Raw genomic sequence first — 24,900 nt, 5'->3', positions numbered from 1 at the left:
GAATCCATGACCCAGGAAAGCGGCAGTCTCACCAGAACCTACATGGCCTTCGAGGAGTCCTTCAACGCGCTTCCGGCGGTCGTGAAGGGCTACGTCATCCCGGTCACGGACAACAAGCTGGCCGGGCAGCAGGAACAGAGCGCCTCCAAGGTGCTCTCCGGCCATGTGGACGCCACGGCCCCGGACCGGGGCAACCTGAACGTGTCCGGCGACATCAACGTGCCCGTGGACGCCCATTCCTTCGGCCTGCATCTGCGGCACATGTTCCTGCTCCCCGTCTCCACCGTGGTGGCGGCCAAGGCCCTGGCCAACGGGGCCGTGGCCGACAAGGGCTCGGGCAAGGTGGGCATCCCGTGCCCGGCCCACGGCCTGGCCAAGGGCGCGCCCGTGGTCATCGAGGGAACCACGCACTACGACGGGGCCCACATCCTCCAGCCCGAGACCGGGCCCGACGAGCTGGTCATCCTGGCCCCGTACACGGCCGAGGTCGTGGCCGACACGGACACCGTGACCCTGGCCCGCCGGATCACCCTGGACGCCGGGGCCGTGACGGACAAGGGCGGCGGCCTGGTGGGCCTGCCCCGCGCCGGACACGGCCTGCCCGTGGGCGCGGAGATCACCGTGGCGGGCACCACGAACTACGACGGCACATACACGCTCAAGCGCGGCACGAGCGCGGCCGAGATCGTCATCGCGGCGGCCTTCACCGCCGAGGCCCTGAACGGGGACGAGACCGTCACGGCCCGGTTCTGGGACCACGTCTACAAGGTGACCAACGCCCAGACCCAGAGCGCGGCCTTTGAACGGGAGTTCCCCAGCATCCCGGCCGTGTTCCGCAACGGCGGGGTCAAGGCCAACCAGTGCAAGCTGACCATCGGCGGCTCCGGCGAGATCATCGCCGCCATGACCGAGCTGGGCGCGGGCGAGAGCGCGCCCCCGGCCCTCATGGACCCGGCCCCCGTGCGCTTCCCCCTGCACAAGTTCAGCCAGTTCCACGCCTCCCTGAGCGTGGACGGCGTCGATGTCAGGGGCCGGTTCACCGAGCTGGCCCTGACCCTCAACCTGAACCAGGCCGGGGAGTTCACCATCGGCGACCAGGGCCGGCTCGGCGACATCTCCCGCGGCGCCATGGAGTCCGGCGGCACCCTCACCGGGCTGTTCAAGGACACGTCCTACGCGGACAAGGCCCTGCTCCAGACGCGCCTGGCCGTGGGCCTGCGCCTGGTCAACGGCGGCTACGCCCTCGGCCTGCTGTTCCCCGAGGCCGAGCTGTCCCGGGCCACCCCGCCCATCGAGGGGCCCCAGGGGGTCAAGGAGACCTACACCATCACCTGTTTCCGGGACGTCAACGCGGCCGAATCCTCGCTGGTCATCACCCAGCGCAACGAGATCAAGACCTGGACGGAGTGAGCCATGGGCTACGAGATCACGCTCAAGGAGTCGGGCAGGAAGTTCAAGCTCAAGTCCCTGCCCTGGGACGTGCACGGCGAGTTCATCGAGACGGTGCTCACGGCGGACTTCAACGATCCCGTGAAGCGCCGCGCCGCGATCCGCAAGCTGCTCTCCGAGCACTACGGCGAGAAGGGTTTCGCCGCTCTGAAGAGCTCCAGCGCGGACGTCATGCAGGTCTATTACGGCACCATGGACCTCTCCAACGGCAACAGGATCGAGGAGGAGGAAAAAAACTCCTAGAGGTCTGGGCCTGGAGCGTGGACCCCAAGCGGCTGGGCTACTGCGGGACGTGCGCATCCGGACGCGCCCCGGACGATCCGCCTCCCTGCGCGACGTGCCCCTGCGCCAAGGGCCCGGACCTCAAACCGGAAAACCGGGACGCCATGCGGCTCTGGCTGGCCGCCGGAACCCAGTGGCGTTCCGCCGGCTTCGGCCTCGTCGGCCTGGACTACGCGGCCCTGGCCCTGGTGGCCGGGCTGCTGCGGCCGCCGGTGGACCTGGACCCGCACTGCTTCGACAAGATCCAGGCCCTGGAGCGCTTCGAGCTGGCCAGGGCCGCCAAAGGGAAGGGGAGCTGAGGCATGGCCGCTGAAACCAGGATCATCGTCACCGCCAAGGACGAGGCCTCCAAGGTCTTCGGCCAGGTGAACCTGTCGTCGCAACGCCTCATGCGCGGATTCCAGGACGTGGACCGCGCCTTCCTGGACCTGGAAAAGAGCTCCCTCCGCTCCGGCCGCTCCATGCTGAACAGCCTGGCCCAGGTCCGCGCCAGCGGCCTGGGCCAGGCGAACACCATGCGTGAGCTGGCGGCGCGATCCGGCGACGCGGCCCGGCAGCTCGGGCTCACGGGAACCGTCTACGCCGACCTGCAAAAGAAATTCGCCGACAACCGGGCGGTCCAGGCCCTGCGCAACATCCAGCGCGCGGCCGGGCTGACCCGCGCCGAAGTCCGGGCCCTGGCCACGCAGATGAACGTGAGCCGGGAGGCCATGAAGCGCTTCAGCGCGGACGGCGGCCGGGGCGGCTTCTCCGCGTTCCCGCCTCTCGGCGGGGCCGGGCTGGCCGGGGCGTTCGGCGTCGCCGCCGCTGTCTCGGCCGTGAAGGCGGCCGTGAAGGGAGCGGCCGGGGCCGGCCTGCGCAAGGAGAACATCGAGGTGGCCTTCGCGGCCATCGAGGGCGGCGCGGAGCAGGCCCGGGCCAGGCTCGCCTTCCTGCGCCAGGAGTCCGACCGCCTGGGCCTCTCGTTCTACGACACCGCCGAGACGGCCAAGAGGTTCTTCGCCTCGGCCCGGGGAACCGAGGTCGAGGAGCAGGCGGGCGAGATCTTCACGGCCTTCTCGGAGATGGGCACGGCCCTCAAGCTCTCCCGCCAGGACATGAACGGCGTGTTCCTGGCCCTGGGCCAGATGCTCTCCAAGGGCAAGGTCAGCGCCGAGGAGCTCAGAACCCAGCTGGCCGAGCGCCTGCCCGGAACCTTCCAGCTCATGGCCAAGGCCGTCGGCGTGACCACGCGCGAGCTGGACGCCATGCTCCAGCGCGGCGAGGTGGGCCTGGACGCGGTGCTCAAGACCGCCCGGCTCATCCACCAGCAGTTTTCCGGCCCGGCCGCCTCGGCCGCGCGCGGGCTCCAGGCCGAGCTGAACCGGGTGGACACGGCCTGGCAGGATTTCAAGGCCGAGGCCGTGAAGACGGACTTCCTCGCGGACTCCACGCGCAACTGGGTCACGGCCCTCAAGGAGGCCCGGGACGTGCTGCGCGAGATCAACGCCTTCTCCGCCCGGCACTCCGAGGACGGCTGGTGGCGCAACCTGCGCGGCGGCGACCTGCTCGGGGCCGGGTTCGCGGCCGTGATCCAGGCCGCGCGCGCGACGCCCGAGGCCCCGGACCGCTCCTCCATCCGGCTCCCCGTGGTGGCCGCTTCCGGCAAGCTCACCGGCGCGGACGCGGGCGACGGCGGGCAGGCCATGCGGGAGTTCGACCGGACCCTGCGGGTGCGCCAGGACGCCCTGGCCCGGGCCTCGGAGTACACCAAGACCCTGGCCGACAACCTGCGCGCCGATGTGGAGAAGGACTACCAGGCGGTGCTGGGCACGCTCACCAGGGCCCGCGAGTCCGGGAGCGTGTCGGCCCGTGAGTTCGCCCGGCTCAAGGGCGACCTGGACCAGGTCCGCTCCGGCAAGCTCGCGGCCATCGACGAAAAGGCCGGCAAGAACGCCCGCCAGTACGCCGAGACCATGGCCGACATCGCGGCCCGCACCCGGGAGCTGACCGCCTCGGAGTCCGAGCTGGAGTCCGTGAAGATCGAGAACAAGTACGCCGAGCTGGCCCGGAAGGTCGGGGCGGCCAATCCGGCCCTGCGCGAGCTCATCCGCCTGGAGAAGGAGGCCGCGCACACGAAGTTCATGGAGGCCGGGCACTGGCTCAAGCCCGAGGAGACCTCGGCCTACGACCCGGACGGCGTGTTCGCGGCCCGCAAGCGCCGCCGCGAGCTGGACCGCGCCCTGGACCGCAAGACCGGCGAGGAGAACCTGGAGCTTCAGACCGAGTTCAGTGAGAAGTTCCGCGCCGTGGTCCTGGGCGAGACCGCCGCCAAGCTGGAGCAGATCGACAGGCAGGCCGAGGCCTACCGGCGCGCCGGGGCCGACTCCGTGGCCGTGGAGACCTGGGCCGCCCAGGAGCGGCTGGACGTCTCCCACAAGGCCGCCGACGGCATGACCCGCTTCCTGCGCGAGTACGCCGATTCGGCCGCGAACACGGCCAGGCAGGTGGAGGCCGCCCTGGGCACGGCCTTCGAGACCGCCGACGCCGCGCTCACGGAGTTCGTCTTCGACGGCGAGATCGGCATGAACACGCTCCAGTCGGCGGCCAAGAGCCTGTTCTCCCAGCTGACCCAGATGAACCTCCTGGGCCCGCTGGCCTCGATGCTCTCGGGCAAGTCCGCCTCCCAGGCCGGGGGCGTGTTCTCCTTCGTGGCCGACCTCTTCTCGGCCAAGGGCGACGTGGTCCAGGCCCCGGAGCTCTCGGCCCTGTCCGGGAGCCTGCTCGGCGGGCCCACGGTCTTCGGCTTCCAGCGCCACGTCACGGCCTTCGCCAACGGCGGCGTGGGCCTGGCCGGGGAGGCCGGGCTGGAGGGCATCTTCCCCATCGCCCGAACCAGCAGCGGCAAGCTCGGCATCAAGGCCATGGACGGCGGCCGGGACCCGGGCCTGTCCCAGGCCCTGAACCGGCTCACCCAGGCCGTGGAGCGCGGGGGGAACACCCGCATCGTCAACTCCCTGGACCCCGACATCGTGGCGGACTACCTCTCCTCGTCCTCCGGGGAGAAGCTCATCCTGAACGTCATCCGCCGGAACCCCCAGGTGCTGAGGAGGTAGGATGTCCGCGATCTGGCCCTTCCGCCCCCTGGCCCCGCACCTGGAGGCCCTGGAGTGGCTCACCGACGTGCAGACCGCGCGCTCCGGCCTGGAGCTCCGCTCAGCCCTGCGCACCGGCCCGCGCGTGGTCCTGGAGATGGAATACAACCTGCGCACCCCGGCCGAGCGCGCCCGCTTCGAGGCCCTGTCCTACACCTCCCAGGACCAGGTCTGCGGCCTGCCCTGGTGGCCGGGACAGCGCGACCTCGGCCCCCTGGCCGCCGGGGTCTCGCGCCTGGACTGCGACACGGCCGGGGCGGGCTTCCGGCCCGGCGGCCGGGCCCTGGTGATCCGCCACGCCGAATCCTGGGAAGAGGCGGAGATCGCGGCCGTGGACCCGGACGGCCTGACCCTGGCCGCGCCCCTGGCCGGGAGCTATCCCCGGGCCCAGGCCGTGCCCCTGCTGTCCTGCCGCATGGACCTGGCCTTCACCCGTCGCGACCTGCCCACGGGGCGCTCCCTGGGCTCGGCCGTGTTCACGGCCCTGGACCCCGAGCCCCCGGACCCGGGCCGGGCCTGGACGGTCTGGGAGCACGCCGAGCTCTTCCCGCAACGGCTCTGGTGCGACCCGGAGGGCATGGAGCGCCAGGGCTCGCGCGCGGCCGAGGAACTGGACAACCGCACCGGCGGCGTGCGGCGGGTGGTCCACTCCGAGTCCACGGCCTCCGTCATCCCGCTGCGGCTGCGCGCGGACACCCCGGCGGAGAGCCTGGAGCTGCGCCGCTTCCTGCACCGCCTCTCCGGGCGGCTCACCGCGTTCTGGCTGCCCACGGGCCGGGCGGACCTGGCCCTGGCCGCTCCCGTGGCCCAGGGCGCCACGGTCCTCACCGTGGCGGCGGCCTCCTGCGTCCAGCTCCTGGCCTCGCCCGCGCGCCGGGCGCTTTGCCTGCGCGCGCCGGACGGCGCGGTCCTCCGCCGGGTGTCCTCGGCCCGAGCCCTGGACGGCGGCCTGGAGGAGCTGACCGTGACCGAGGCCCTGCCCGCCATCCCTGTTTCGGCGCGCGTCTCCTGGCTCGCCCTGGCCCGGCTGGACGCCGACCGGGTGGAGCTCTCCTGGGAGCGGGCGGGCTGCTGCCGGGTGGAGACCCGGGCGCGGGAGGTCCGGCAATGAGCGCCGTGGAGCTGTATGAATTCACCTTCTATTCCACGGTCTGGCGCTACACCTCGGCGGATGCGCCCCAGGAGCACGGCGGGGAGGTCTACGCGGTCCTGCCCGGCCTGTCCCGGGGCGACACGGAGCAGTCCGGCGACGCCTCGCGCACCGAGCACAAGGTCACCGCGCCCATCGGCGTCGGCCCGGCCGCGCTCTTCGCCACGGGCACGCCCGACGGGGTCGTGCGCCTCAAGATCCTGCGCCTGGAGGACGGCGGCGCGAACGTGGTCTGGCAAGGCCGGATCCTCGGCTGCGAGTTCGCGGGCATCACCGCCACGCTCACCTGCGAGCCGGTGTTCACGACCATCAAGGCCCCGGGCCTGCGCCGCATGTTCACGCCCTCCTGCCCGCACGACTTCTGCGACCGCCACTGCCTGCCCCCGGACAGCAACGGCCACTATTCCGAGCCGAACACCGCCGTGGCCGCCGGGTCCGGCCACGTCTTCGAGCCCGGCCAGTACTTCCACAGCGGCGCGGCGAGCGCCGAATATCCGCCGGAGAACATCTGGGACGAGAACACCGGCAGCTACGGCGAGGTGAGCGCGCCCGCCGAGGAGCTGGACTGGGTCCGGTACAAGAGCGGGGAGTGGACCGAGGACGCGGGCGGCTGCGTCCACACCTTCACCCGCGAGCAGTCCCTGGGCGGCGAGGCGGGCGTCCTCCGCTATCAGTCCGTGGAGGAGGAGTGGTGGGAGTGCCCGGACCTCCAGCGCCGCCGGATCGTCATCCAGGGCTTTGAGACCCCCGACGGCGTGGCCCACTACACCGGCTCGGAGACGCTCTTCAACAACACCCCGCCCTCGGGGCGGCTTCCGGCCCCGGCCTGGGAGGACCCGGCCGGGCTGCCCGACCCGGACGCGGAGGGCTTCGGCCCGGTCCAGTACGCCCCCGAGGGCGGGGTCTACCGGGCCTGCATCCGCCTCGCGGCCCCGGCGGAGCTGGACCTCGCGGCCGTCTTTCCCCTGCGGGCGGGCGTCAGCGGCGAGACGATCCGGCTCTTTGTCCAGCATTCCGACGACGGCGCGGCCTGGACCCGGGCCATGCTGGCCGCCGCGCCGGGCGGGGAGCTCCTGGACGGCGGCCTGGCCGCCGAACTGCCCGCCTGGGGCGGCTCCTGGCTCGGCCTGCACATCCGGCCGGGCCAGGGCGCGCACGACCGCTGGGCCTTGGCCTCGGCCGAGCCCTTCGGCCTGGCCGGGCTCCGCTTCTTCTCCCCCGGCCCGTATCAGGACCACCACTGCTCCCCTCTGGCCGGGACCCTCTCCGTGGCCGGGGCGGAGACCGCCGGGCATCCGGCCTCGAACGTGCTCGACGCGGACCCGTCCACCTTCTGCGAGATCACCGGCGAGGCCTGCCGCCTCGTGCTCGACCTGGGCCCGGCCCGCAACGTGGCCGCCGCCCTGTTCGTCGCGCCCGCCGGCGCGGCCCCCTGCCGGATGCAGCTCGACTGGTCCGACGACGGCGCGCTCTGGCGCGTCACGAACGTGGCCCTGGACACGAACCTCGCCGACGCGAAGACCTTTCTCCCCTGCGCCGATTTCGGCGCCCACCGCTGGTGGTCCGTGCTCGGGGTCGGCGGCGCGGTCCGGCTCGCGGGCTGGCGGCTCTTCTTCCGGGGCCGGGGCCTGGGCCCGGACGAGCCGCGCCCCTTCACCTCCTGGCCGGACGGCAGCCTCTGGGAACTCGACGGGAGCGTGCTCGCCGTGGAGGGCGCGACCCTGCGCGTGAGCGGGCTCTCGTCCAAGCCCGACGGCTTCTTCTCCAAGGGCCTGCTGCTCTCCACCTCGGCCGGGGCCCGGGAGATCGTCTCCCACGCCGGGGAGGCCGTCGTGCTGCGCCGGGCCCTGCCCGGGCTCCGCGCGGGCGATCCCGTCACGCTGCGCGCGGGCTGCGACAAGACCAAGGAGACCTGCGACGCGCGCGGGAACATCGCCAACTTCGGGGGCTGGCCGTTCATCCCCTGGAAAAACCCCATGACCGGCGATCCGGTCTGCTAGGAGGCGTCCGTGGGTTTCTGGTGGCTCGTGGCCTGGGTGGCCGTGGCGGTCCTGGGCTCCTTTCTGCGCGGCTCGCCGAAGTCCGACCCGGGGGCCAAGCCCGCCACCATGGCGGACATCGACGTGCCCACGGCCACCGAGGGCCGCCCGGTGCCCGTGCTCTTCGGCTCCCGGCTCATCGAGAACCCCAACGTGGTCTGGTGGGGCGACCTGCGCACCGTGGCCATCAAATCCAAGGGAGGCGGCAAGAAATGAGCGAACCCCGGGTCCACGTCCGGCACATGCGCGCCCTGGGCTACTGCCTGCGGGGCTGTCGCGCGTTCTACGCCGCCCACGGCCTGGACTGGCGTCAATGTCTCCATGAGGGCACCCCGGGCGAACAGCTGGCCGCCACGGGCGACGCCATGGCCCTCAAGCTCCTGGACCTGGCCCGCCGGGAGGCCGGGCGATGAGCGGCGGCGGCAAGGGCGGCAAGAGCGTCGTCGTCGGCTACCAGTACTTCTGGGGCCTGCACGTGGTCCTGGCCCACGAGATCAACGCGGTCCTGGGCCTGCGCTTCGGCGAGAAGTACGGCTGGGAGGGCGTGAAGACCGGGCGCTGGACCGCCGACGGCCCCGACCCGTCCATCGGCGACAGCTCCATCGTGCTCGACGCGCCCACGCTCTTCAGCAACAGCGAGGGCGGGGTCTCCGGGGTGGTGAACATCCTCAACGGCGGCCCCTACCAGCCCCGGCATCCGTACCTCCTGGCCAAGGTCTCCCCCCTGATGAGCGCGGCCCGGGGCGTGGCCTCGCTCGTCTTCCGCCAGACCTACTGGGGCAACAACCCGTACATGCGGCCCCTGGGCGTGCGCGCCGTGCGCACCCGGCCCGACTCCCTCTTCGCCCCGGCCGACGTCCGCTGGGACGAGATCGGCGAGTCCGCCGTGCCCTACGAGGGCATGGCCGAGACCGCCGCCGACTTCGACATGAACCCCGCGCACATGATCTACGAGTGCCTGACCAACGCGGACTGGGGCCGGGGCCTGGACCCCGGCGGCCTGGACCTGCCGAGCTTCGCGGCCGCCGCCGCGACCCTCTTCGCCGAACGCCTCGGGCTCTCCCTGCTCTGGGACGCCCAGTCGAGCGTCGAGGACTTCATCCAGTCCGTGCTCGAACACATCGACGCCACGCTCTACGAGATCCCGTCCAGCGGCCGCATCGGCCTGAAGCTCCTGCGCGGGGACTACGACCCGGCCGGGCTCGCGCTCCTGGGCCCGGACGAGATCATCCGGGTGGAGCAGTACTACCGGCCGGGCTGGGGCGAGATCACCAACGAGGTCAAGGTGCTCTGGCGCGACGACCTGAACCGGGAGCGCACGGTCTACGCCCGCGACCAGGCCGCCGTGAACATGCAGGGCTCCGTGGTCTCCGAGACCCTGGACTTCCCGGGCGTCCGGCACGCGGAGCTGGCCCAGCGCGTGGCGGACCGGGAGCTGGCCCAGCGCACCGGCTCGCTCTGCCAGGCCACCCTGGTGGCCACCCGCGCGGCCCGGAACCTCAAGCCGGGCGACGTGTTCGCCTGGCGCTGGCCGGAATACTGCATCGAACGCATGGTCCTGCGCGTGTTGGCGGTGAGCCACGGCGCGCTCACCGACGGCACGGTCAGGCTCACCTGCGCCCAGGACGTGTTCGCCGAGCCCGTGATCTCCACCGTGGCCCCGCCCCTGCCCGTGCCCTGGACCAGCCCGGTCGGAGCGCCCGCGCCCGCCTCGGCGGCCCGCCTGCTGGAGGCCCCGTACTGGCACGTCATCAAGCACCTCACCGGCGAATACCAGTTCCTGCTCAACGAATTCGGCCCGGACTCGGCCGCGCTCCTGGTCCTGGCCCCGGCGCCGCAGGCCGATTCCGCCGGGTACCAGGCCGTGTTCGACGCGGGCCAGGGGTACGACCCCGACGAGGGCCTCGGCGGGGCCTGGACCCCGGGCGGCGTCCTGGCCCTGGCCGTGGGCCCGGCGGAGACCGAAATCCAGCTGGCGGACCTGACGGACTTCGAGGCCGCCAAACCCGGGCAGCTCCTCTTCCTGGAGAACGAAATCCTCCTGGTCCGGTCCGTGAACAACGGCGCGCTCGGCGTGGCCCGGGGCGTGCTGGACACCCTGCCCGCGCCGCACCCGGCCGGGGCCCGGGCCCTGCTGGACGCCTCGCCGCTCCTGCCCCGGGAGGAGTACGCCTCGGGCGAGACCGTGAAGGCCCGGGTGCTGACCCGGACCCCGGGCGCGACCCTGGCCCCGGCCGAGGCCCCGGAGCTCTCCGTGACCCTGGCGGGCCGCTTCGCCCGGCCCTATCCGCCGGGACGGCTGCGCGTGAACGGCCAGGCCTGGCCCGCGGCCATCCCCGGAACCGTCGGGCTGTCCCTGGCCTGGGCCCACCGCAACCGCGTGCAGCAGACCGCCTACGTGGTGACCCAGGAGGAGGACGGCGTCACCCCGGAGCAGGGGACCACCTCCACCCTGCGCATCTACGGCGAGACGGACACGCTCCTGCGCACCGTGCAGGGGCTCGATGCCGAGGGCTGGGACTACGCCCCGGCCGAGGAGCGGGCCGACAGCGGGCTGGCCCTGCCGGACCCGGAGACCCGGACCTACGACCAGGTCGTGGCGGCCGCCGGTCCCACGGCCTACTGGCGCATGGGCGAGGCGGCCGGTCCGACCCTCGCGGACTCCACCGGCCACGGCCACGACGCCGCCTGTTCCAACAACCCGGTCTTCGGCGAGGCCGGAGCCGTGCCCGGAAACACGGCCGTGCGCTTCGACGGCACGAGCTCCCGCGCCCAGGCCGCGCACCATGCCTCGCTCAACCCCGGAACCGGGGAATACGCCATCGAGTGCTGGCTGAAGTTCACCGGCACGGCCTACGGCATGGTCTTCGGCAAGTTCTACGACCCCTCGCCCTACCAGGGCCCCACGATCTTCTCCAACTACAGCTCGGCCGGGCGCATCCAGATGCGGGACCAGTCGGGCGGCGGATACGAGCTCACCTCCGCCGCCACCGGCCTCAACGACGGGGCCTACCGGCACTACGTGTTCCAGCGCCGCCAGGTGAGCCCCAACGTCTGGAAGCTGGAGATGTTCATCAACGGCGTGCTGAACACGAGCCTGACCCTGCCCTCGGTCCTGGACCACGCGCCCGCGAATCCGATCTGCATCATGGGCCGTCCGGCGCTCCAGTGGGTCGCGGGCACCCTCGACGAGCTGGCCTACTACGTGGGCCGGGCGCTCACCCCGGAGGAGGCGGCCGCCCATTACGCCGCCCGCGAGCCCTCGGCGAGTTCCTACCGCCTCAACGGGCGGCTGCGCTTCGAGCTGGAGTCCGTGCGCGACGGGCTCGCGAGCCTCCAGCGCCATGACCGCGTGATCCCGCGCGCGGGCTACGGCTTCCAGTACGGGAACTTCTACGGAGGGATCTGATGCCTGCTTCCGTCGAGCCGCGCAGCGGCCTGAACTACGGCTGGGGCCTGGGCGAGTCCGGCTGGAACGTGGCCATGGACGCCAACCTGCTCACCCTGGGCCGCTTCGGCTTCCACCTCTCGGTCAGGGACCGTGACCTGGCCGCCCCGCCCGCCGGCCCGGCGGCCGGGGATTCCTACATCGTGGCCGCGTCCGCCTCGGGCGACTGGGCCGGGCTGGAGGGCCGGGTGGTGGTCTGGACCGGCTCGGCCTGGGCCTCGGCCATGCCCCGCGCGGGCTGGCTGGCCTACATCGAGGACGAGGAGAAGCTCGCGGTCTTCAAGCCTTCCGGCTGGTCCGCCGGGGTGGGGATGTGAAAAGGAAGGCCCCCGCCGAAGCGGGGGCCTTGTTGTCGATCAGACTACCGGGCCTTATTGGATTGCGAAAGCACCGACCCAGCCAAGGCCTGGGTCAGGTCATTGTACTTTTCGCTCTGGAGAACCCGCGAAGCCAAGCCTTCCAATTCCGCCCCAGTCTGGTTGCCCGTGTTCGTCTGCGACAGCACGGAACCGGCCAACCGCCTCTGAACCCCAGAGGAGTTGCCGTCCTGCAGAACTTGAGCCGCAAGGCTCGCCACGGCCGCAGAGGAACGCTTCGGATTGTAGCCCATGATGGGCTCCTTTCATGACCCACAGAGGGTCTTCATTTGCGGGAGAGCAGCTTGACATATCAAGGGAGGCCGCATAACGAATGTGTACCAGACATCGTGTGCGCGGTTTCCGCGTATGCCAAGGGCCGCTGCTCTCCTAGTTGAGACGGCGGCCTTCGCCTTTGTATATATTAATGCCCGCTTGGGCCTTGCATTTCCTTCGCGAAAAGCTCGCGAACGGTTTTGAATCCGACAAGCTTGGACAACATCCTGTAATTCTTTATCTCAAAACGAGCCCGTCCAGCCACAATGGCCGGGTGAATTTTCTGCGCTTTCGCCAAGCTCCGGACGTTTTGCGCCGTCGGCAGCTGGTAGGCCTTGCTTTTCTTCCAGACATCAGCAGGGAGTTCAGCCTCGCGCGCGATCATGTCGGCCTGTTTTTCTATCCCGTCATCATCGACGTGGATGTCCAGGTCGTCGAGGACCAGGTCCGTGTTGTCCGGATGCAGGTGCTCCCGGACGTGGGCCAGCTCGTGCAGAAGGCAAAACCAAAAGTTGTCGATGCGGTCATGGCGCAGGGTCAGACCGATGACGGGCGTGCCGTCCTCCAGGAGCATGGCCGCGCCGTCCAAATAAGTCTTGTCGAAATGCGGGACGATGACCAGCAGGATTCCATACACCTTCAAGAGATTCTGGGCCACCTTGGGGCCGTTTTCCTGGACGCTCAACCGGACGATCTCACGGAAGAAGTCATCGTCAAGCCGGTTCCGCTCAAACGTCCCGAGTTCGCTGCGATGCTCCCGCAGGATTTGCGTCGCCTTAGCCTTCACGCAGAGAATCCAGGCATGCAGGGCGTAGGAGTCGGCCTTGGCGTTTCTGCGGCTTCCCTTGCGGAAGCAGGCCGCAGGAGCGCAAAATGGGCCGCCCCCGGCACGTTCATGCAGATCCCGCATCCATTCTTCCGCTTGAGCGGAGAACTCCTTTTTCCAACGCTTGAGGCCCTGGAACCACCCTCGATGGACAAGCTCTTTCAGAGGGTAGTTCTCCCACTGTATGCCCGTGGGCTCTTGGGGCAGTTCTTCGGGAGAATCCACCAGCACATCGGCGGGAATATCGAGATGCTTGCGGAGAGCCCGGATCATGCTCAAAGTCAAAGGCCGCTTCCCGGAAAGCACCTCGGAGACCCGGGACTTACTGCCAAGAATCGGCACCAAGTCCCTGTTGGTCAGGTCCATCTGATCCATGCGGAATCTGATGGCCTCAACAGGCGAAGGCGGGAGTATCGGAGCATTTTCCTTCTCATACAGCTCCACAAGCGTGGTCAAAAGTTCGAGCTCATCGCCCTCCGGGGTTCCGGGACGCGCCGTCCCCATGAGATGCTCAATGCGCTTCAACGCTTTGTTGTTCGCGGCCTCCGTTTTGATGATCTTGATGGTGTTCGTCATTTGGGCTCCACCTCCCTGGCGGTAATCCGGTCGTATTCGGCGTGTGTGCCTATGAACTTGACAAACACGATGCCGAAGGCGAAGGCGATTTCCGCCACCAGTCGGTATGTATTCCCCTTGATGTTGAAAACATAGCGATCCCCTCCTACTGCGTCCGCCGATGGAAAGCGCCTCTTCATTTCCGTCCAGTCTTTCCACGTGGCCTTTGTCAGCTCGTGATGCCAGGCCTGAAGCGGCCCCTCCGCGTCCGGGTGGTTCTCCCAAAAAACTCGGAGGGTTTTTTTGGCGATCACACGCATGTGCGAAGAACTAATGCGTTCCCAAAAAGAAGTCAAGTGATGGTTCCCAAAAAATAAAAAATAGAGCGGTTCGTTTTGGGAACGAATTTCATGGAGGTGCGGCGGCTCGCGCTTGACGCTGAAGGGGCAGCCTCCGCAACGGATGCCGACGACGAGGGAGCTCCTCCTCAGGCCAGTCCGAAGAACCGTTCGAAGAACGCGGCCAGCTTGTCCAGCACGGTTCTCTTCTTGGTCGCGTGGTCGTTGGTCTTGTTGAACCGTGAAACCGGCGGCAGGATTTTGGTGATCGCGGTGCCGGTGGCCGGAATGCCGCCGTCGCGGAAGGCGTTCTCCACGAACGCCCTGGTCTCGTCGGCGCGAAGCCCCTCGTCGGCGATGATCCGCTCGAGTTCCTCGGCCTTCTTGGCCGCGACGAAGGCGACCCACTGGGCGTCCACCTTGGCGGAGGCGGAGACGGCGTCCACGAACTGCTCGATGAGATCCTTCTTGCTGCGCAGGCTGGGGCTGGAGTCCACCGCGCGCCCGATGGCCGCGCGGATTTCCTTGTCCGTTCCGGCCCCCTTGGCCCGCAGGTATTGCTCCACCAGCATGAGGATGTAGTCCACGTTGATCTCGACCTGCTTGATCAACTCGATCTCGAAGACCACGTCGTCGTTGATGGACTCCTTTTCCGCCTCCGAGACGTTGCGGAACTCGGCGTGCAGGTTCAGGTACAGGCTCTGGTAATCCTGGAAGTCGCGCGCGGTCAGGAGCTCGTTGCCGACGAACTCATCGAAGGACGCGAGGATGTTCCGCAGGCGCAGGATGGCGCCGAAGAGCCTGATGAACGCCTTTTGCGCCGCCTCTCCCACGATGGGGCGGTCCGGCGGGAAGGTTCCGGCCAGCTCCGCGACCAGCTCCCGGTACTCCTGGTGATACTCGGCGTAGGGCTTGAGCAGCACGGTCCGCCTGGCGTCCTTGTTGCCGAACAGCGCCAGGGCGTCGTTGGTCTCCTGCTCCAGGTCGCGGAAGGAGACGATGTTGCCGTAGGTCTTGACGGAATTGAGGATGCGGTTGGTGCGCGAATAGGCCTGGAGCAGGCCGTGCGCGCGCAACGGCTTGTCCGCCCACAGGGTGTTGAGCGTGGTGGCGTCGAACCCGGTCAGGAACATGTTGACCACGATGGCCACATCCAGCTCCCGTTTTTTCAGCCGTAGCGACAGGTCCTTGTAGTAGTTCTGGAACCTGTCCGCCGAGGTATCGTAGCTCGTGCCGAACATGGCGTTGTAGTCCTGGATGGCCGCCTCCAGGAAATCGCGTGAGCCCTGGTCCAGCCCCGCGGCTTCGAATTCCTCTTCGGGCAGCGTGTCGCCCTCTCCCTCGTTGGCGGCGAAGCTGTAGATCAGGCCCACCTTGAGGCGGCGGCCGGGAGGCAGCTCCTTCTGCTGCTCGGCGAACTCCGCGTAGTAGCGCTTGGCGGCCTCGATGGAGGCGGTGGCGAACAGGGAATTGAACCCGCTCAGGCGCTTGCCGTCATGGCGGTAGCTGGTGGCGCGCCTAGTCTTCTGGTCGAAGTGCTCGCGGATGTAGCCCACGATCTGGGCGATGCGCTCCGAGTCGAGCAGGGCCCGCTCGGTGTCGATGGCCGACACCTTCTTGTCCGTGATGTTCGGCTGCGTCCTGATCGTGCTGATGTAGTCGATGCGGAACGGCAGCACGTTCTTGTCCCCGATGGCGTCCACGATGGTGTAGGTGTGCAGCTTGTCGCCGAAGGCCTGTTCCGTGGTGCGCCGCAGCGGATCGCCGCCCGAGCCCGCGTTGTCGGCGAAGATCGGCGTTCCGGTGAAGCCGAACAGGTGATAGCGCCGGAACATGCGGGTGATCTCGGCGTGCATGTCCCCGAACTGGCTGCGGTGACACTCGTCGAAGATGACCACCACGTGCTGGTCATAGACCGGGTGCTGCCGGTTCACGGCCACGAAGCGGGACAGCTTCTGGATCGTGGTGATGATGATGCGCGCGTTGGGGTCTTCCAGCTGCCTTTGCAGCACCTTGGTGGAGGTGTTGGAGTTGGCCGCGCCCTTCTCGAAGCGCTCGTATTCGCGCATGGTCTGGTAGTCCAGGTCCTTGCGGTCCACCACGAACAGCACCTTGTCGATGGCCGGGAGGTTCCGCGCCAGCTGCGCGGCCTTGAAGCTGGTCAGCGTCTTGCCGGAGCCCGTGGTGTGCCAGATGTAGCCGCCCGCCTCCATGCAGCCTAGCCGCCGCTGGTTGGTGCTCGTGACGATGCGCTGCAGGATGCGCTCCGCGGCCACGATCTGATACGGCCGCATGACCAGGAGCTTGCGGTCCACGTCGAACACGCAGTAGCGGGTCAGGATGTGCAGCAGCGTGTGCTTGGCGAAGAAGGTGCGGATGAAGCCGTCCAGGTCCGTGATCGGCCGGTTCGCGGCGTCGGCCCACCAGCTGGTGAAGGCGAAGCTGTTGGAGGTCTTCTGGCCGCCGCGCCCGCCGCGCCGCTCGGCCAGATGCCCGTCGCGCACCGTGTTGCTGTAGTACTTGGTCAGCGTGCCGTTGCTGATGACGAAGATCTGCACGTACTCGAACAGGCCCGAGCCCGCCCAAAAGCTGTCCCGCTGGTAGCGGTCGATCTGGTTGAAGGCTTCGCGGATGTCCACGCCCCGGCGTTTGAGCTCCACATGCGCCAGGGGCAGGCCGTTGACCAGGATGGTCACGTCGTAGCGGTTGGCCCGCCTGCCTTCCGCCTCGTACTGGTTGATGACCTGCAGGCTGTTGTTGTGGATGTCCCGCTTGTCGATGAGGGAGATGTTCTTGGTCGTGCCGTCGTCGCGCTTGAGGATCTGGACGTGGTCCTCCTGGATGCGCGCGGTCTTCTCCACGATGCCGTCGTTGGCCCCCGCGATGCGGTCCCGAAAGAAGCGCTCCCATTCGGCGTCGGAAAAGGCGATGGCGTTGAGCCGCTCCAACTGGCGGCGCAGATTGTCGACGAGCTCGGCCTCCGAGGCGATGCGCAGATGCTCGTAGGCCTGCGCCCGCAGCCTCTGGATGAAGGCCTTCTCCAACTCGGCCTCGGACTGGTAGGCCGCGTCGCGCCCGGCCTCGGGCACGAATTCCGCCACCACCGTGCTCTCGTCCGAGAGCGCGATGGGCTCGTAGCGCAACGGCTTGGGGCCCTCGCTCATGCGGCCTCCCTGAAGGTGAGCAGACGGTCGCGATAGTGCGCGTACTGCGTGCGCCGGGCCGCGATCTCGGCGGGCAGACCGGAGGTCAAGTCGTTCACCAGGGCGTCGAATGTATCGAGGATGGCCACGATGCGGGCCTGCTCGGACAGGGGCGGGACTGGGATGCGAATCTTGCGCAAAGCTGCCATTGGGATGCTCACTACCGTTGACCCGTCAGCTTGGGCAAGAATTTGATTACGAGTATTACTTGAATGCAATAAATACACTAAAAACCGTGCATTTATATAATTAACGTTCGGTGTAATTACATAGATACCTTCTTTAACGTTCCAGTTAGTTGGAGTTTCCGTGATGAGCGCTGTTCGACCAATCGTTCCTGTTCCAGAAAATAAAACATCACCAATCTGAAGTTTTGATCTATTCTGTATCAAATCAAGTCCAATATCATTAACGCGATCAGTTCTATCGCTGATGCGCACATTAAAACCGTCTAACTCTCTAACCGTAACATACCAATTTTTTGCATCGTTCGGATTAAGATTGAAGTTTTGACGAGGATTCAGGCCTGTTCTAAGCGCTGTAATCACGTCACCCAATGCCATCTCCAACACATCTTCGCCACCCTCAAAGCTGAGGAGCGCGTCGCGGTAGTACTGGTACTGCCGTCGACGCGCCTCCAGCTCCGCCTCCAGCTCCGCCTCCAGCTCCGTGAATGCGTCCAGCACCTTCACGATCGCGCGCTGCACCTCAAGAGGGGGGACGGGAATCTTAATTTTTGCGAGATTTTTCGCCGAGACGTCAACCACTTTCGCGCCGAGCGCATATTTTTTTTTCTCTGCGAAGAAATATGAGGTGCACAGATAGTACGAAAGGTATTTCGGGTCTTGATCGTGCTTCAGCACCGTCGCATGGCCACCTGTAACAATCGGAGCTTCTCCGAGCCATGCGACCGCCTTGCACACGTCTTCGACATTTTCGCTGGTATTTGTGATGATAAGATCACCAGGGTCAACTTTGGCCAGCTTCTGTGCCTTCTCCTCCGAAATATAAGAAATCGTCTCCTTCGCCCAAACCCCGTAATGGGTGTAAACCTGTCCATAATGTATGCATCCGACCCCGGAATCTCCGAAGTCGGATTTCGGCATCCCATTGCCGCGCACAAGTTCACCAAGCTCGCCCAGTTCCTTGAACTCCACCCCCTTGGGGCACAGTTTGGCGATGAGGTCATCGATGCGGCTCATGTCTCGTCCCCCTGCAATTGTGCAGCAACCCCTTGCACAAATTCCCCCCGCTCATGCGACTCCCCCCTCCAGGTCGGCGACAATGGCGTCGATCCGCTCCCGGAGTTCGGCCTGCCGGGCCACGATGCGGCCGATCTCGGCGTTGAGCGCCTTGATGTCCACTGCCTCGCGGACGTCCTCCTGCTCCACGTACGAGGACACCGCGATGTTGTAGCCGTTTTCGGCGATGTCGGCGTTGCGCACCAGGCGGGCGAAGTGGGGGATGTCCTGGCGGCCGGTGTAGGCCTCGAGGATTTTTTGCCGGTGCGGCTCGGTGAGCTTGTTCTTGTTGCCGTTGCGGGTGAATTCCTTGGATGCGTCGATGAACAGGGTGGCGTTGTCGAACTTGGACTTCTTGAGCACGATGACGCAGGTGGCGATGGTGGTGCCGAAGAACAGGTCGGGCGGCAGTTGGATCACCGCATCCACGTAGTTGTTGTCGATGAGGTATTGCCTGATCTTGGCCTCGGCCCCGCCGCGATAGAGCACGCCGGGGAATTCGACCACGGCCGCCGTGCCGTTCACCGCCAGCCAGGAAAGGATGTGCATGGTGAAGGCCAGGTCGGCCTTGCTCTTGGGCGCGAGCACGCCCGCGGGCGCGAAGCGCGGGTCGTTGATGAGCAGGGGGTTGGCGTCGCCGTCCCATTTGATGGAGTACGGCGGATTGGAGACGATGGCCTCGAAGGGCTCGTCGTCCCAGTGTTTGGGGTCGGTGAGCGTGTCGCCGTGGGCGATGTCGAACTTCTCGAAGTTGATGTCGTGCAGGAACATGTTGATCCGGCACAGGTTGTAGGTGGTCAGGTTGATCTCCTGGCCGAAGAAGCCTTGGCGCACCTTGTCCGTCCCCAGCACCTTGGCGAATTTCAGCAGCAGGGAGCCGGAGCCGCAGGCCGGGTCATAGACCTTGTTCACCTCTTCCTTGCCGACCACCGTGATGCGGGCCAAGAGCTCGGAGACCTCCTGCGGGGTGTAGAACTCGCCGCCGGACTTGCCCGCGGTGGAGGCGTACATCTGCATCAGATATTCGTAGGCGTCGCCGAAGAGGTCGATGCTGTTGCCCGAGAATGCTCCCGAGCCGTTGTTCAGGGGCAGGTCGCCGATGGCCTCGAGCAGCTTGACCAGCTTCTCGTTGCGTCTGGCCACCGTGGGGCCGAGCTTGCTGGAATTGACGTCGATGTCGTCGAACAGGCCCTTGAAGTCGTCCTCGCTGTCCGCGCCCTTGGCCGAGGCCTCGATGTCGGTGAAGACGCGGCTCAAGGTCTCGTTGAGGTCCGCGTCCTGCCGGGCGCGTTCGCGCACATTGGCGAACAGCTGCGAGGGCAGGATGTAGAATCCCTTTTCCCTCACGGTCTCGGCGCGGCCGGATTCGGCGTCCGCGTCGCTCAGGTCGGCGTAGTCGAAGTCCGAAGCCCCGGCCGCGCGCTCCTGCTCGTTGAGGTAGGCGGCGAGGTTCTCGGAGATGAAGCGGTAGAACAAAAAGCCCAGCACATAGCCCTTGAAGTCCCAGCCGTCCACGCTGCCGCGCAGGTCGTTGGCGATGCGCCAGATGATCTTGTGCAGGTCCGCGCGTTCGGTCTCCGCGCCGTTGTTTCCGTTGGCGTATGCGTCAGTGGTCTTGGCCACCCTGTCTGCTCCTCATGTTTGACCTGGCCGCCGAGGCGAACCCCGACGTCCACCCTCTTTCCCCCCGACCTCACGCCCCGCCGGTTGTCCGCTGTCGTCCCTTTCCCCCAGGGATCACGCGGAAGCGCTGCCGACGGTGGGCGCAGGGTCAGGCTCCGTGGCGGGCCCGGCCTTGGCGATCTCGCCGTCGATCATGGCCCGGATGGCCTTCAGGATGTCGGCCTCGGCCGCGCCTGACTCGCGCATGGTCCGGCCCACGGCCTCCACGCGCTGGGCAATGGGATCGGCCAAGGTCTGAATCTGGTCGCGGAACATGGGGCCTTCGCCCAGAAGCAGCCAGTTGGCATTCACTCCGGTATTTTTGCACCACTCCAAGAGTGCGCCAAAGCGTGGTTGCGCGCGCCCGCTCTTATAGCCTGATAAAGTTTCCTTAGAAATTCCACCAAGTTGTGCAAGTTCTTGGTCTTCCTTTCCAAGGGATTTAGCCAACGCCGATAAGCGGTCGCCTAGCTCGTCGCACATCTATTTTTTAATCCTAGTTGAAAAATATCTTGACTCAGTTAAAAAATACCCATATCCCCGAATCAACACCAAACGCGAACCGAACATTTTCACGCCAAGCCGGAGGAAGCCATGTCGAGCGACGCCGTTCCCGAATTCGAAAAGCTCCTCGCACAAATCCTGCCCGATCCCCGCGACCGGGAAACCTTTCAGCGCACCCTCGGCCGTCTTCTCGGCCAGTCGCCGTCAGCGGCGGCCCCCGCCGGTCCCGAGGCGCAGCCCAAGGCCGACCAGCGCATCGAATCCCGGTTGGCCATCACGGCCGAATGGCTGCGCCGTTTGGCCCTGGAGGTGGAGTTGAGGTACGACCGCGAGCTTGAACTCCTCATCATCGAGCGGCGTTCCTCAAAGTACATCATCCGCACCATGGAGCAGGACCCCTGTTATCCCGGCGAGAACCTCTTCTACCCGGCCGGCAGCATCAAGTCCCTGCTGCGCGTCGTGGAGCATCACGCGCCGCCCTTGTTGCCGTTCCCACCAAGGATCGTTCCCTCCTGGAGGCACCGGTGAGCCTTCTATTCCAGTTCGTCCCAGTCCAACGGCGGCCGGGGCTGGACGAGGTCAAAGGCCAGCACCGGCCCCATGCGCTGGAACTCCAGCGGCGTTCCTTCCAGGGAGCAGCTGAAGTCCACGGTCCAGTCGTCCTCGTAGGGCTTCAACCTCAAGAGCAGGTCTTCAACCGTGATCCGCAGGTCGTGTTCGGGCTCCGCGATGCTTTCTTCCTCTTCGGTGGTCGCGAAGAGCTCGCACAGCTCGATCATCACGATCTTGTCGTCATCGTCCCAAGTCTTCGTGCGCACAAAGGTCAATGGAAGACGGGAATACGACGTGCTGCCGAAGGTCACGGGCATGTCGGGCGGCAGGTCCCGCAGGGTTCGGCGCAGCCTGCCGACGGTGAGTTTTTCCTGGCTCATTCCAATCCCCGGAGGTGACGTATGCAATTGCCTATCAGCCCTAACTTATCTTCATTGACACGGCAAGAGGCGCTCCGTCTCTGGCTTTCCCGTAACGGTCTCACGTTCTCCGAGCTCGGCCGCCGCCTGGGCGTGACGCCCAACAGCGTGTCCAAGCTCTGCAACCAGGAGACCATGCCCACCCGCCGCCACGCCCAGCTGGTGGACCAGGGCATTCCCGCCCAGCTGCTGCCCCGGGCCCAGGACATCAAGCCCGGGCCCAAGCCCCGCGACCTGCACGAGCAGTTCATGCAGGCCTTCCGGGGCTAGGCCGGACCCAAGCCCAGGATCAACGGAAACGCCGTGACGAACCGGCAGGACTGAATGGAGGTCGAACATGCCCAAGCAATCGCAATCACCGTTCTCTGAAATGTTCGGCGAGGAATGCAACAACGCAATATCCTCAATTCTGGAGCGCGTGGACAGAATCCAATATTCTGATGATCGTGCTAATTTTCTTCGCCACATCAACTCAGCGATGGAGAACAGGATCGCAGCCGTGGTGATCGTTGGCAACAAAATGGACGAGACATATTACTTCTTGCAGTCATCTGGACTTGCTGGCCCTGCGATTTGTCTCCTCATTGGACGCTGGCTCCGTTCCTTGGAAGAGCTTCTGAGTGCCAAGAAGTTCATGAAGTAGGCCATACAGGTATTTTTTCGTCCTGGTCCACGCAAAAACAGGCTGAGGTTTCGCAGATGCGGCCCACGTTCCCCTCTCTCGCGGCGGTTTTGCACCAGTTGGTCAAGCGCGCGCCCAGCGGCCTGCGGGCCGAGACCATCGCGGACATGCTGGGCAAGCCCTACGCCACGCTCATGAGCGAGCTTTCAAGCCAGCCCGGGCACAAGCTCGGCGCGGACCTGGTCCTGCCCCTCATGGAGGCGGCCGGATCGGACGCGGCCCTGCATTTCCTGGCCCGCGAGATGGGCGGGGCCTTCGTCCGGCTGCCCGAGGCCGCGCCGGGCGTGGAGCCCGTGCAGCGGCAATGCCTCGTGGCCGTGAAGGAGTTCGGCGAACTGGTGGCCCGCACGGCCGGGGGACTGGCCGACGGCGAGCTTTCCGAACGGGACCGGCGGGACATCCTGCGCGAGGGGCACGAGGCGGTCACGGCCATCATGGCCCTGCTGCGCCAGGTGGAGAGCGGCGATGGCCGCTGAGCCCCCGATCCTGTCCCAGGCCCTGGGGTTCGCGTTCATCGGCCTGATCGTGTTCTGCGCCGTCCGCGCCCGGAGCGGGCGGAAAAGGAGGAAGCCATGAGGGGTGTCGTGATCAACGGCAGGCCCGGCCTACTGCTCGACCTGAACGATCCCGACGCGGCCCGGCTCTGCGCGGAGCGCACCCGGCGCGGGCGGGAGGACCTGGGCCCGGCGGAGCTGACCCGGCGGGTGGAGGAGGCCATCCGGGCCGTGGACGCCCTGGGCGGCGTGGAGTGGCGCGAGGGTGGTCAAGCCTGCGTGGTCCTGGCCCGGCAGAAGCTCGTGCGCCTGCGCGACCTGCTGCCGCGCGGCGCGGCCCGGACGGCGGAACCCGAAACCCGCTGCGAGCGCGGCTGCTACGTGGACTAGGAGGCCCCATGCTCTGGAAGCAGACCTACACCGGCCGGATGTTCTTTCCCCTGGCGCCCGACCCGGCGGCCGTGGTCATCGAGGACGTGGCCCGTTCCCTGGCCATGCAGTGCCGCTTCAACGGCCACGTGCGGCGCTACTATTCCGTGGCCGAACACAGCGTGCTCGTCTCGCGGCTGGCGCCCGGGGCCACGCCCTGGAGGGCCTGCTGCACGACGCGGCCGAGGCCTACATGGGCGACCTGATCCGGCCGCTCAAGGACGCGGCCATGCTCTACGCCGGGCAGGAGCGGGGCATCCTGGACTGGCGCGACGTGGAGGCCGGGGTGCAGGCCGCGGTGGCCCGGGCCTTCGGCGTCCCGGCCCTGGCCCATCCCTCGGTGAAGCAGGCCGACATGGCCCTGCTCATGGCCGAGCGCGGCCAGCTCCTGGGCGATCCGCCCGCGCCCTGGGGCACGGAGTACGTCCGCCCGGCGGCCGTGACCCTGCACTGCTGGGCCCCGGAACAGGCGGAGGAGGAGTTTTTGGCGAGGTTCAGGGAGCTGCGGGGGACGTGATGGACAATCCGCTCGTCATCAAGGAATTGGGCCGTCGGCTGACAACCGGCGAGGTGGCCGCGATCTTCGGGGTTTCCGAGGGAATGGTTCTGAAGTATTTTGCCCGCTACGGCGGGGTCAAGCTTGGTCGCCGTCCCGTGTTCTTTGAAAGCTTAATCGGCGAAAGCATAAGGAAAACCCATGCCGCACAAGCACAAGAGGAACGGGAAATGGACAGGGCGCTGGTTCGGTCAGGTCAAGCATCGGAACCGGAGGATCCGGAGCCCGCTGCTACCGACCAGGGCCGAGGCCATGGACTGGGAGGCCCGCACGCGGCGGGCGCTGGAGAGACCCGCGAGGACGCCATCCGGCGCATCGACCGCCACGGTCTCGCTGCTGGAGTGGGGCAATAGGTACATGGACTACGCCGTGCGCTACGTTCCCAAGACCTATTCCGAGAAAAAGAACATCCTGGCGCGGCTCCTGGCGGCGGTGGACCCGCTCCTGCCCGCGGCCGGGCTCACGCCGGGCCAGGCCTTGGAGCACCTCCAGGGCCAGTTCGAGGCCCGGGGCGGCAACGCGGCCAACAAGGAACGCAAGAACCTGGCCGCGGCCTGGGCCTGGGGAAGCAAGTTCCTGGGCCTGCCCCAGGCCAACCCCTTCCTGGCCGTGGACCAGTTCCCGGAGCACCGGGTGGACCGCTACGTGCCGCCCGAGGCCGACTTCTGGGCCGTGGTGGACGCGGCCCAGGGCCAGGACAGGGCCATGCTGCTCACCTTCCTGCACACGGCCGCCCGGCGCGGGGAGCTCTTCCGGCTGCGCTGGGAGGACGTGGACTTCGAGGACGGCAGCGTCCGGCTGTTCACCCGCAAGCGCAAGGACGGCTCCATGGAGGCCGACTGGATCCCCATGACCACTGACCTGCGCGACGTGCTCCTGGAGCACCGTGGGCGGACTTCCGGCGAGGGATTGGTCTTCACGCACCAGGAGGGCCGGCACAAGGGCGAGGCGTTCAAGGAGTATCGGCGCTTCCTGCGGGATCTCTGCGAGCGGGCCGGGGTGCGGCGGTTCGACTGCCACGGCATCCGGCACCTGACCGCCAGCATCCTGGCCAAGCTGGGCGTGCCTCTGGTGGTGATCCAGGGCGTGCTCCGCCACAAGAGGCTCTCGACCACCGAACGATATGTGAAGAGGCTGGACCACCTGCGCCCGCACCTCCAGCTCCTGGAGGGGGGACTCGGACGAAAGGTCCAACACGCGGTCCAACACAAGACAGCGACGGCCTGAGGTGGCGCCCTCCGACCGTCGCTGAAAGGAAACAACCCGAACAATGGCGATTGGGCTTTCTTCTAGAATGAAACAGGG

General features: G+C 67.2%; 27 protein-coding genes. 19 read left to right on the top strand and 8 right to left on the bottom strand.

All coding sequences use genetic code 11. The annotated features are described in order from the left end of the window. The first annotated feature begins 6 nt into the window (after nucleotides 1-6). From H587_RS0109440 to H587_RS0109395, 10 genes are read left to right on the top strand one after another with little or no spacing between them, the layout of a single operon-like run. Entirely contained in the window at nucleotides 7-1,410 is a 1,404-nt protein-coding gene (locus H587_RS0109440; RefSeq protein WP_027176064.1) for a phage tail tube protein, read from the top strand. Between the two features lie 3 nt (nucleotides 1,411-1,413). Further along, a complete protein-coding gene (locus H587_RS0109435; protein ID WP_027176063.1) occupies nucleotides 1,414-1,692 on the top strand; it encodes a hypothetical protein in 279 nt (92 codons plus the stop codon). A gap of 17 nt (nucleotides 1,693-1,709) precedes the next feature. Further along, nucleotides 1,710-2,030 (top strand): DUF1799 domain-containing protein, encoded by a 321-nt coding sequence (locus H587_RS18000; RefSeq protein ID WP_034609017.1) that lies wholly within the window; start codon nucleotides 1,710-1,712, stop codon nucleotides 2,028-2,030. A 3-nt stretch (nucleotides 2,031-2,033) separates the two neighbouring features. Beyond that, complete coding sequence (locus H587_RS0109425) at nucleotides 2,034-4,826, top strand: tape measure protein (protein WP_027176062.1); 2,793 nt, start codon at nucleotides 2,034-2,036, stop codon at nucleotides 4,824-4,826. 1 nt (nucleotide 4,827) lies between these two features. Beyond that, nucleotides 4,828-5,976, top strand: coding sequence for a hypothetical protein (locus tag H587_RS0109420; protein ID WP_027176061.1), 1,149 nt, complete (start codon nucleotides 4,828-4,830; stop codon nucleotides 5,974-5,976). Then, nucleotides 5,973-8,015, top strand: a complete 2,043-nt coding sequence (locus H587_RS19650) for a phage BR0599 family protein (RefSeq protein WP_027176060.1) — start codon at nucleotides 5,973-5,975, stop codon at nucleotides 8,013-8,015. The genes H587_RS0109420 and H587_RS19650 overlap by 4 nt, the downstream gene beginning before the upstream one ends. Before the next feature lie 9 nt (nucleotides 8,016-8,024). Next, nucleotides 8,025-8,270, top strand: a complete 246-nt coding sequence (locus tag H587_RS0109410) for a hypothetical protein (RefSeq protein WP_027176059.1) — start codon at nucleotides 8,025-8,027, stop codon at nucleotides 8,268-8,270. Next, a complete protein-coding gene (locus H587_RS0109405) occupies nucleotides 8,267-8,467 on the top strand; it encodes a hypothetical protein (RefSeq protein WP_027176058.1) in 201 nt (66 codons plus the stop codon). Before H587_RS0109410 ends, H587_RS0109405 begins: the two co-directional genes overlap by 4 nt. Beyond that, nucleotides 8,464-11,463: a phage tail protein gene (locus H587_RS21250; protein ID WP_027176057.1), complete on the top strand. Its 3,000-nt coding sequence runs from the start codon at nucleotides 8,464-8,466 to the stop codon at nucleotides 11,461-11,463. The genes H587_RS0109405 and H587_RS21250 overlap by 4 nt, the downstream gene beginning before the upstream one ends. After that, nucleotides 11,463-11,819 carry a DUF2793 domain-containing protein gene (locus tag H587_RS0109395; RefSeq protein WP_027176056.1) on the top strand — a complete coding sequence of 119 codons (357 nt, stop codon included), beginning with the start codon at nucleotides 11,463-11,465 and terminating at the stop codon, nucleotides 11,817-11,819. Before H587_RS21250 ends, H587_RS0109395 begins: the two co-directional genes overlap by 1 nt. A gap of 44 nt (nucleotides 11,820-11,863) precedes the next feature. On the opposite strand, the gene H587_RS0109390 is transcribed toward H587_RS0109395, so the two are convergent. The 7 genes from H587_RS0109390 to H587_RS21245 all read right to left on the bottom strand — a co-directional run bounded on the left by H587_RS0109390 (nucleotide 11,864) and on the right by H587_RS21245 (nucleotide 20,442). Beyond that, on the bottom strand, nucleotides 11,864-12,112 hold the full coding sequence (locus tag H587_RS0109390; RefSeq protein WP_027176055.1) for a hypothetical protein: 249 nt from the start codon (nucleotides 12,110-12,112) through the stop codon (nucleotides 11,864-11,866). 170 nt (nucleotides 12,113-12,282) lie between these two features. Then, entirely contained in the window at nucleotides 12,283-13,536 is a 1,254-nt protein-coding gene (locus H587_RS0109385; protein ID WP_027176054.1) for a hypothetical protein, read from the bottom strand. Next, nucleotides 13,533-13,835, bottom strand: a complete 303-nt coding sequence (locus tag H587_RS0109380; protein WP_027176053.1) for a type II toxin-antitoxin system HigB family toxin — start codon at nucleotides 13,833-13,835, stop codon at nucleotides 13,533-13,535. Before H587_RS0109380 ends, H587_RS0109385 begins: the two co-directional genes overlap by 4 nt. 167 nt (nucleotides 13,836-14,002) lie before the next feature. Continuing rightward, nucleotides 14,003-17,017, bottom strand: coding sequence for a type I restriction endonuclease subunit R (locus H587_RS0109375; protein WP_027176052.1), 3,015 nt, complete (start codon nucleotides 17,015-17,017; stop codon nucleotides 14,003-14,005). Continuing rightward, on the bottom strand, nucleotides 17,014-18,258 hold the full coding sequence (locus H587_RS0109370; protein ID WP_027176051.1) for a restriction endonuclease subunit S: 1,245 nt from the start codon (nucleotides 18,256-18,258) through the stop codon (nucleotides 17,014-17,016). Before H587_RS0109370 ends, H587_RS0109375 begins: the two co-directional genes overlap by 4 nt. Before the next feature lie 51 nt (nucleotides 18,259-18,309). Then, entirely contained in the window at nucleotides 18,310-19,920 is a 1,611-nt protein-coding gene (locus tag H587_RS0109365) for a type I restriction-modification system subunit M (protein WP_027176050.1), read from the bottom strand. Nucleotides 19,921-20,034: 114 nt separating this feature from the next. After that, nucleotides 20,035-20,442: a helix-turn-helix domain-containing protein gene (locus H587_RS21245; RefSeq protein ID WP_084630561.1), complete on the bottom strand. Its 408-nt coding sequence runs from the start codon at nucleotides 20,440-20,442 to the stop codon at nucleotides 20,035-20,037. A gap of 111 nt (nucleotides 20,443-20,553) precedes the next feature. Between H587_RS21245 and H587_RS0109355 the strand changes: the two genes are divergently transcribed. Then, entirely contained in the window at nucleotides 20,554-20,991 is a 438-nt protein-coding gene (locus H587_RS0109355; RefSeq protein WP_027176048.1) for a hypothetical protein, read from the top strand. Between the two features lie 5 nt (nucleotides 20,992-20,996). Here the strand turns inward: H587_RS0109355 and H587_RS0109350 are convergent, their stop codons facing one another. Then, the gene (locus tag H587_RS0109350; RefSeq protein WP_027176047.1) at nucleotides 20,997-21,395 is read right to left on the bottom strand and encodes a hypothetical protein; all 399 of its coding nucleotides are present in this window, start codon (nucleotides 21,393-21,395) and stop codon (nucleotides 20,997-20,999) included. A gap of 21 nt (nucleotides 21,396-21,416) precedes the next feature. Between H587_RS0109350 and H587_RS17985 the strand changes: the two genes are divergently transcribed. The 8 genes from H587_RS17985 to H587_RS17970 all read left to right on the top strand — a co-directional run bounded on the left by H587_RS17985 (nucleotide 21,417) and on the right by H587_RS17970 (nucleotide 24,822). Beyond that, nucleotides 21,417-21,704, top strand: coding sequence for a helix-turn-helix domain-containing protein (locus H587_RS17985; RefSeq protein ID WP_051202612.1), 288 nt, complete (start codon nucleotides 21,417-21,419; stop codon nucleotides 21,702-21,704). 67 nt (nucleotides 21,705-21,771) lie between these two features. Next, nucleotides 21,772-22,077, top strand: a complete 306-nt coding sequence (locus H587_RS0109340) for a hypothetical protein (protein ID WP_027176046.1) — start codon at nucleotides 21,772-21,774, stop codon at nucleotides 22,075-22,077. 56 nt (nucleotides 22,078-22,133) lie between these two features. After that, a complete protein-coding gene (locus H587_RS0109335; RefSeq protein WP_027176045.1) occupies nucleotides 22,134-22,592 on the top strand; it encodes a phage regulatory CII family protein in 459 nt (152 codons plus the stop codon). A gap of 96 nt (nucleotides 22,593-22,688) precedes the next feature. Next, nucleotides 22,689-23,000: a hypothetical protein gene (locus H587_RS0109325; RefSeq protein WP_027176044.1), complete on the top strand. Its 312-nt coding sequence runs from the start codon at nucleotides 22,689-22,691 to the stop codon at nucleotides 22,998-23,000. 8 nt (nucleotides 23,001-23,008) lie between these two features. After that, the gene (locus tag H587_RS17980) at nucleotides 23,009-23,245 is read left to right on the top strand and encodes a hypothetical protein (protein ID WP_051202611.1); all 237 of its coding nucleotides are present in this window, start codon (nucleotides 23,009-23,011) and stop codon (nucleotides 23,243-23,245) included. Continuing rightward, nucleotides 23,233-23,556 carry a hypothetical protein gene (locus H587_RS17975; protein ID WP_034609012.1) on the top strand — a complete coding sequence of 108 codons (324 nt, stop codon included), beginning with the start codon at nucleotides 23,233-23,235 and terminating at the stop codon, nucleotides 23,554-23,556. Before H587_RS17980 ends, H587_RS17975 begins: the two co-directional genes overlap by 13 nt. After that, nucleotides 23,556-23,948, top strand: coding sequence for a hypothetical protein (locus tag H587_RS20840; protein WP_051202610.1), 393 nt, complete (start codon nucleotides 23,556-23,558; stop codon nucleotides 23,946-23,948). Before H587_RS17975 ends, H587_RS20840 begins: the two co-directional genes overlap by 1 nt. Before the next feature lie 4 nt (nucleotides 23,949-23,952). Further along, on the top strand, nucleotides 23,953-24,822 hold the full coding sequence (locus H587_RS17970; RefSeq protein WP_051202609.1) for a tyrosine-type recombinase/integrase: 870 nt from the start codon (nucleotides 23,953-23,955) through the stop codon (nucleotides 24,820-24,822). The last annotated feature ends 78 nt before the right edge of the window (nucleotides 24,823-24,900 follow it).

It is taken from the genome of Desulfovibrio aminophilus DSM 12254, assembly GCF_000422565.1.
Classification (GTDB): domain Bacteria; phylum Desulfobacterota; class Desulfovibrionia; order Desulfovibrionales; family Desulfovibrionaceae; genus Aminidesulfovibrio; species Aminidesulfovibrio aminophilus.
This window is presented reverse-complemented; position numbering and strand designations above follow the sequence as displayed.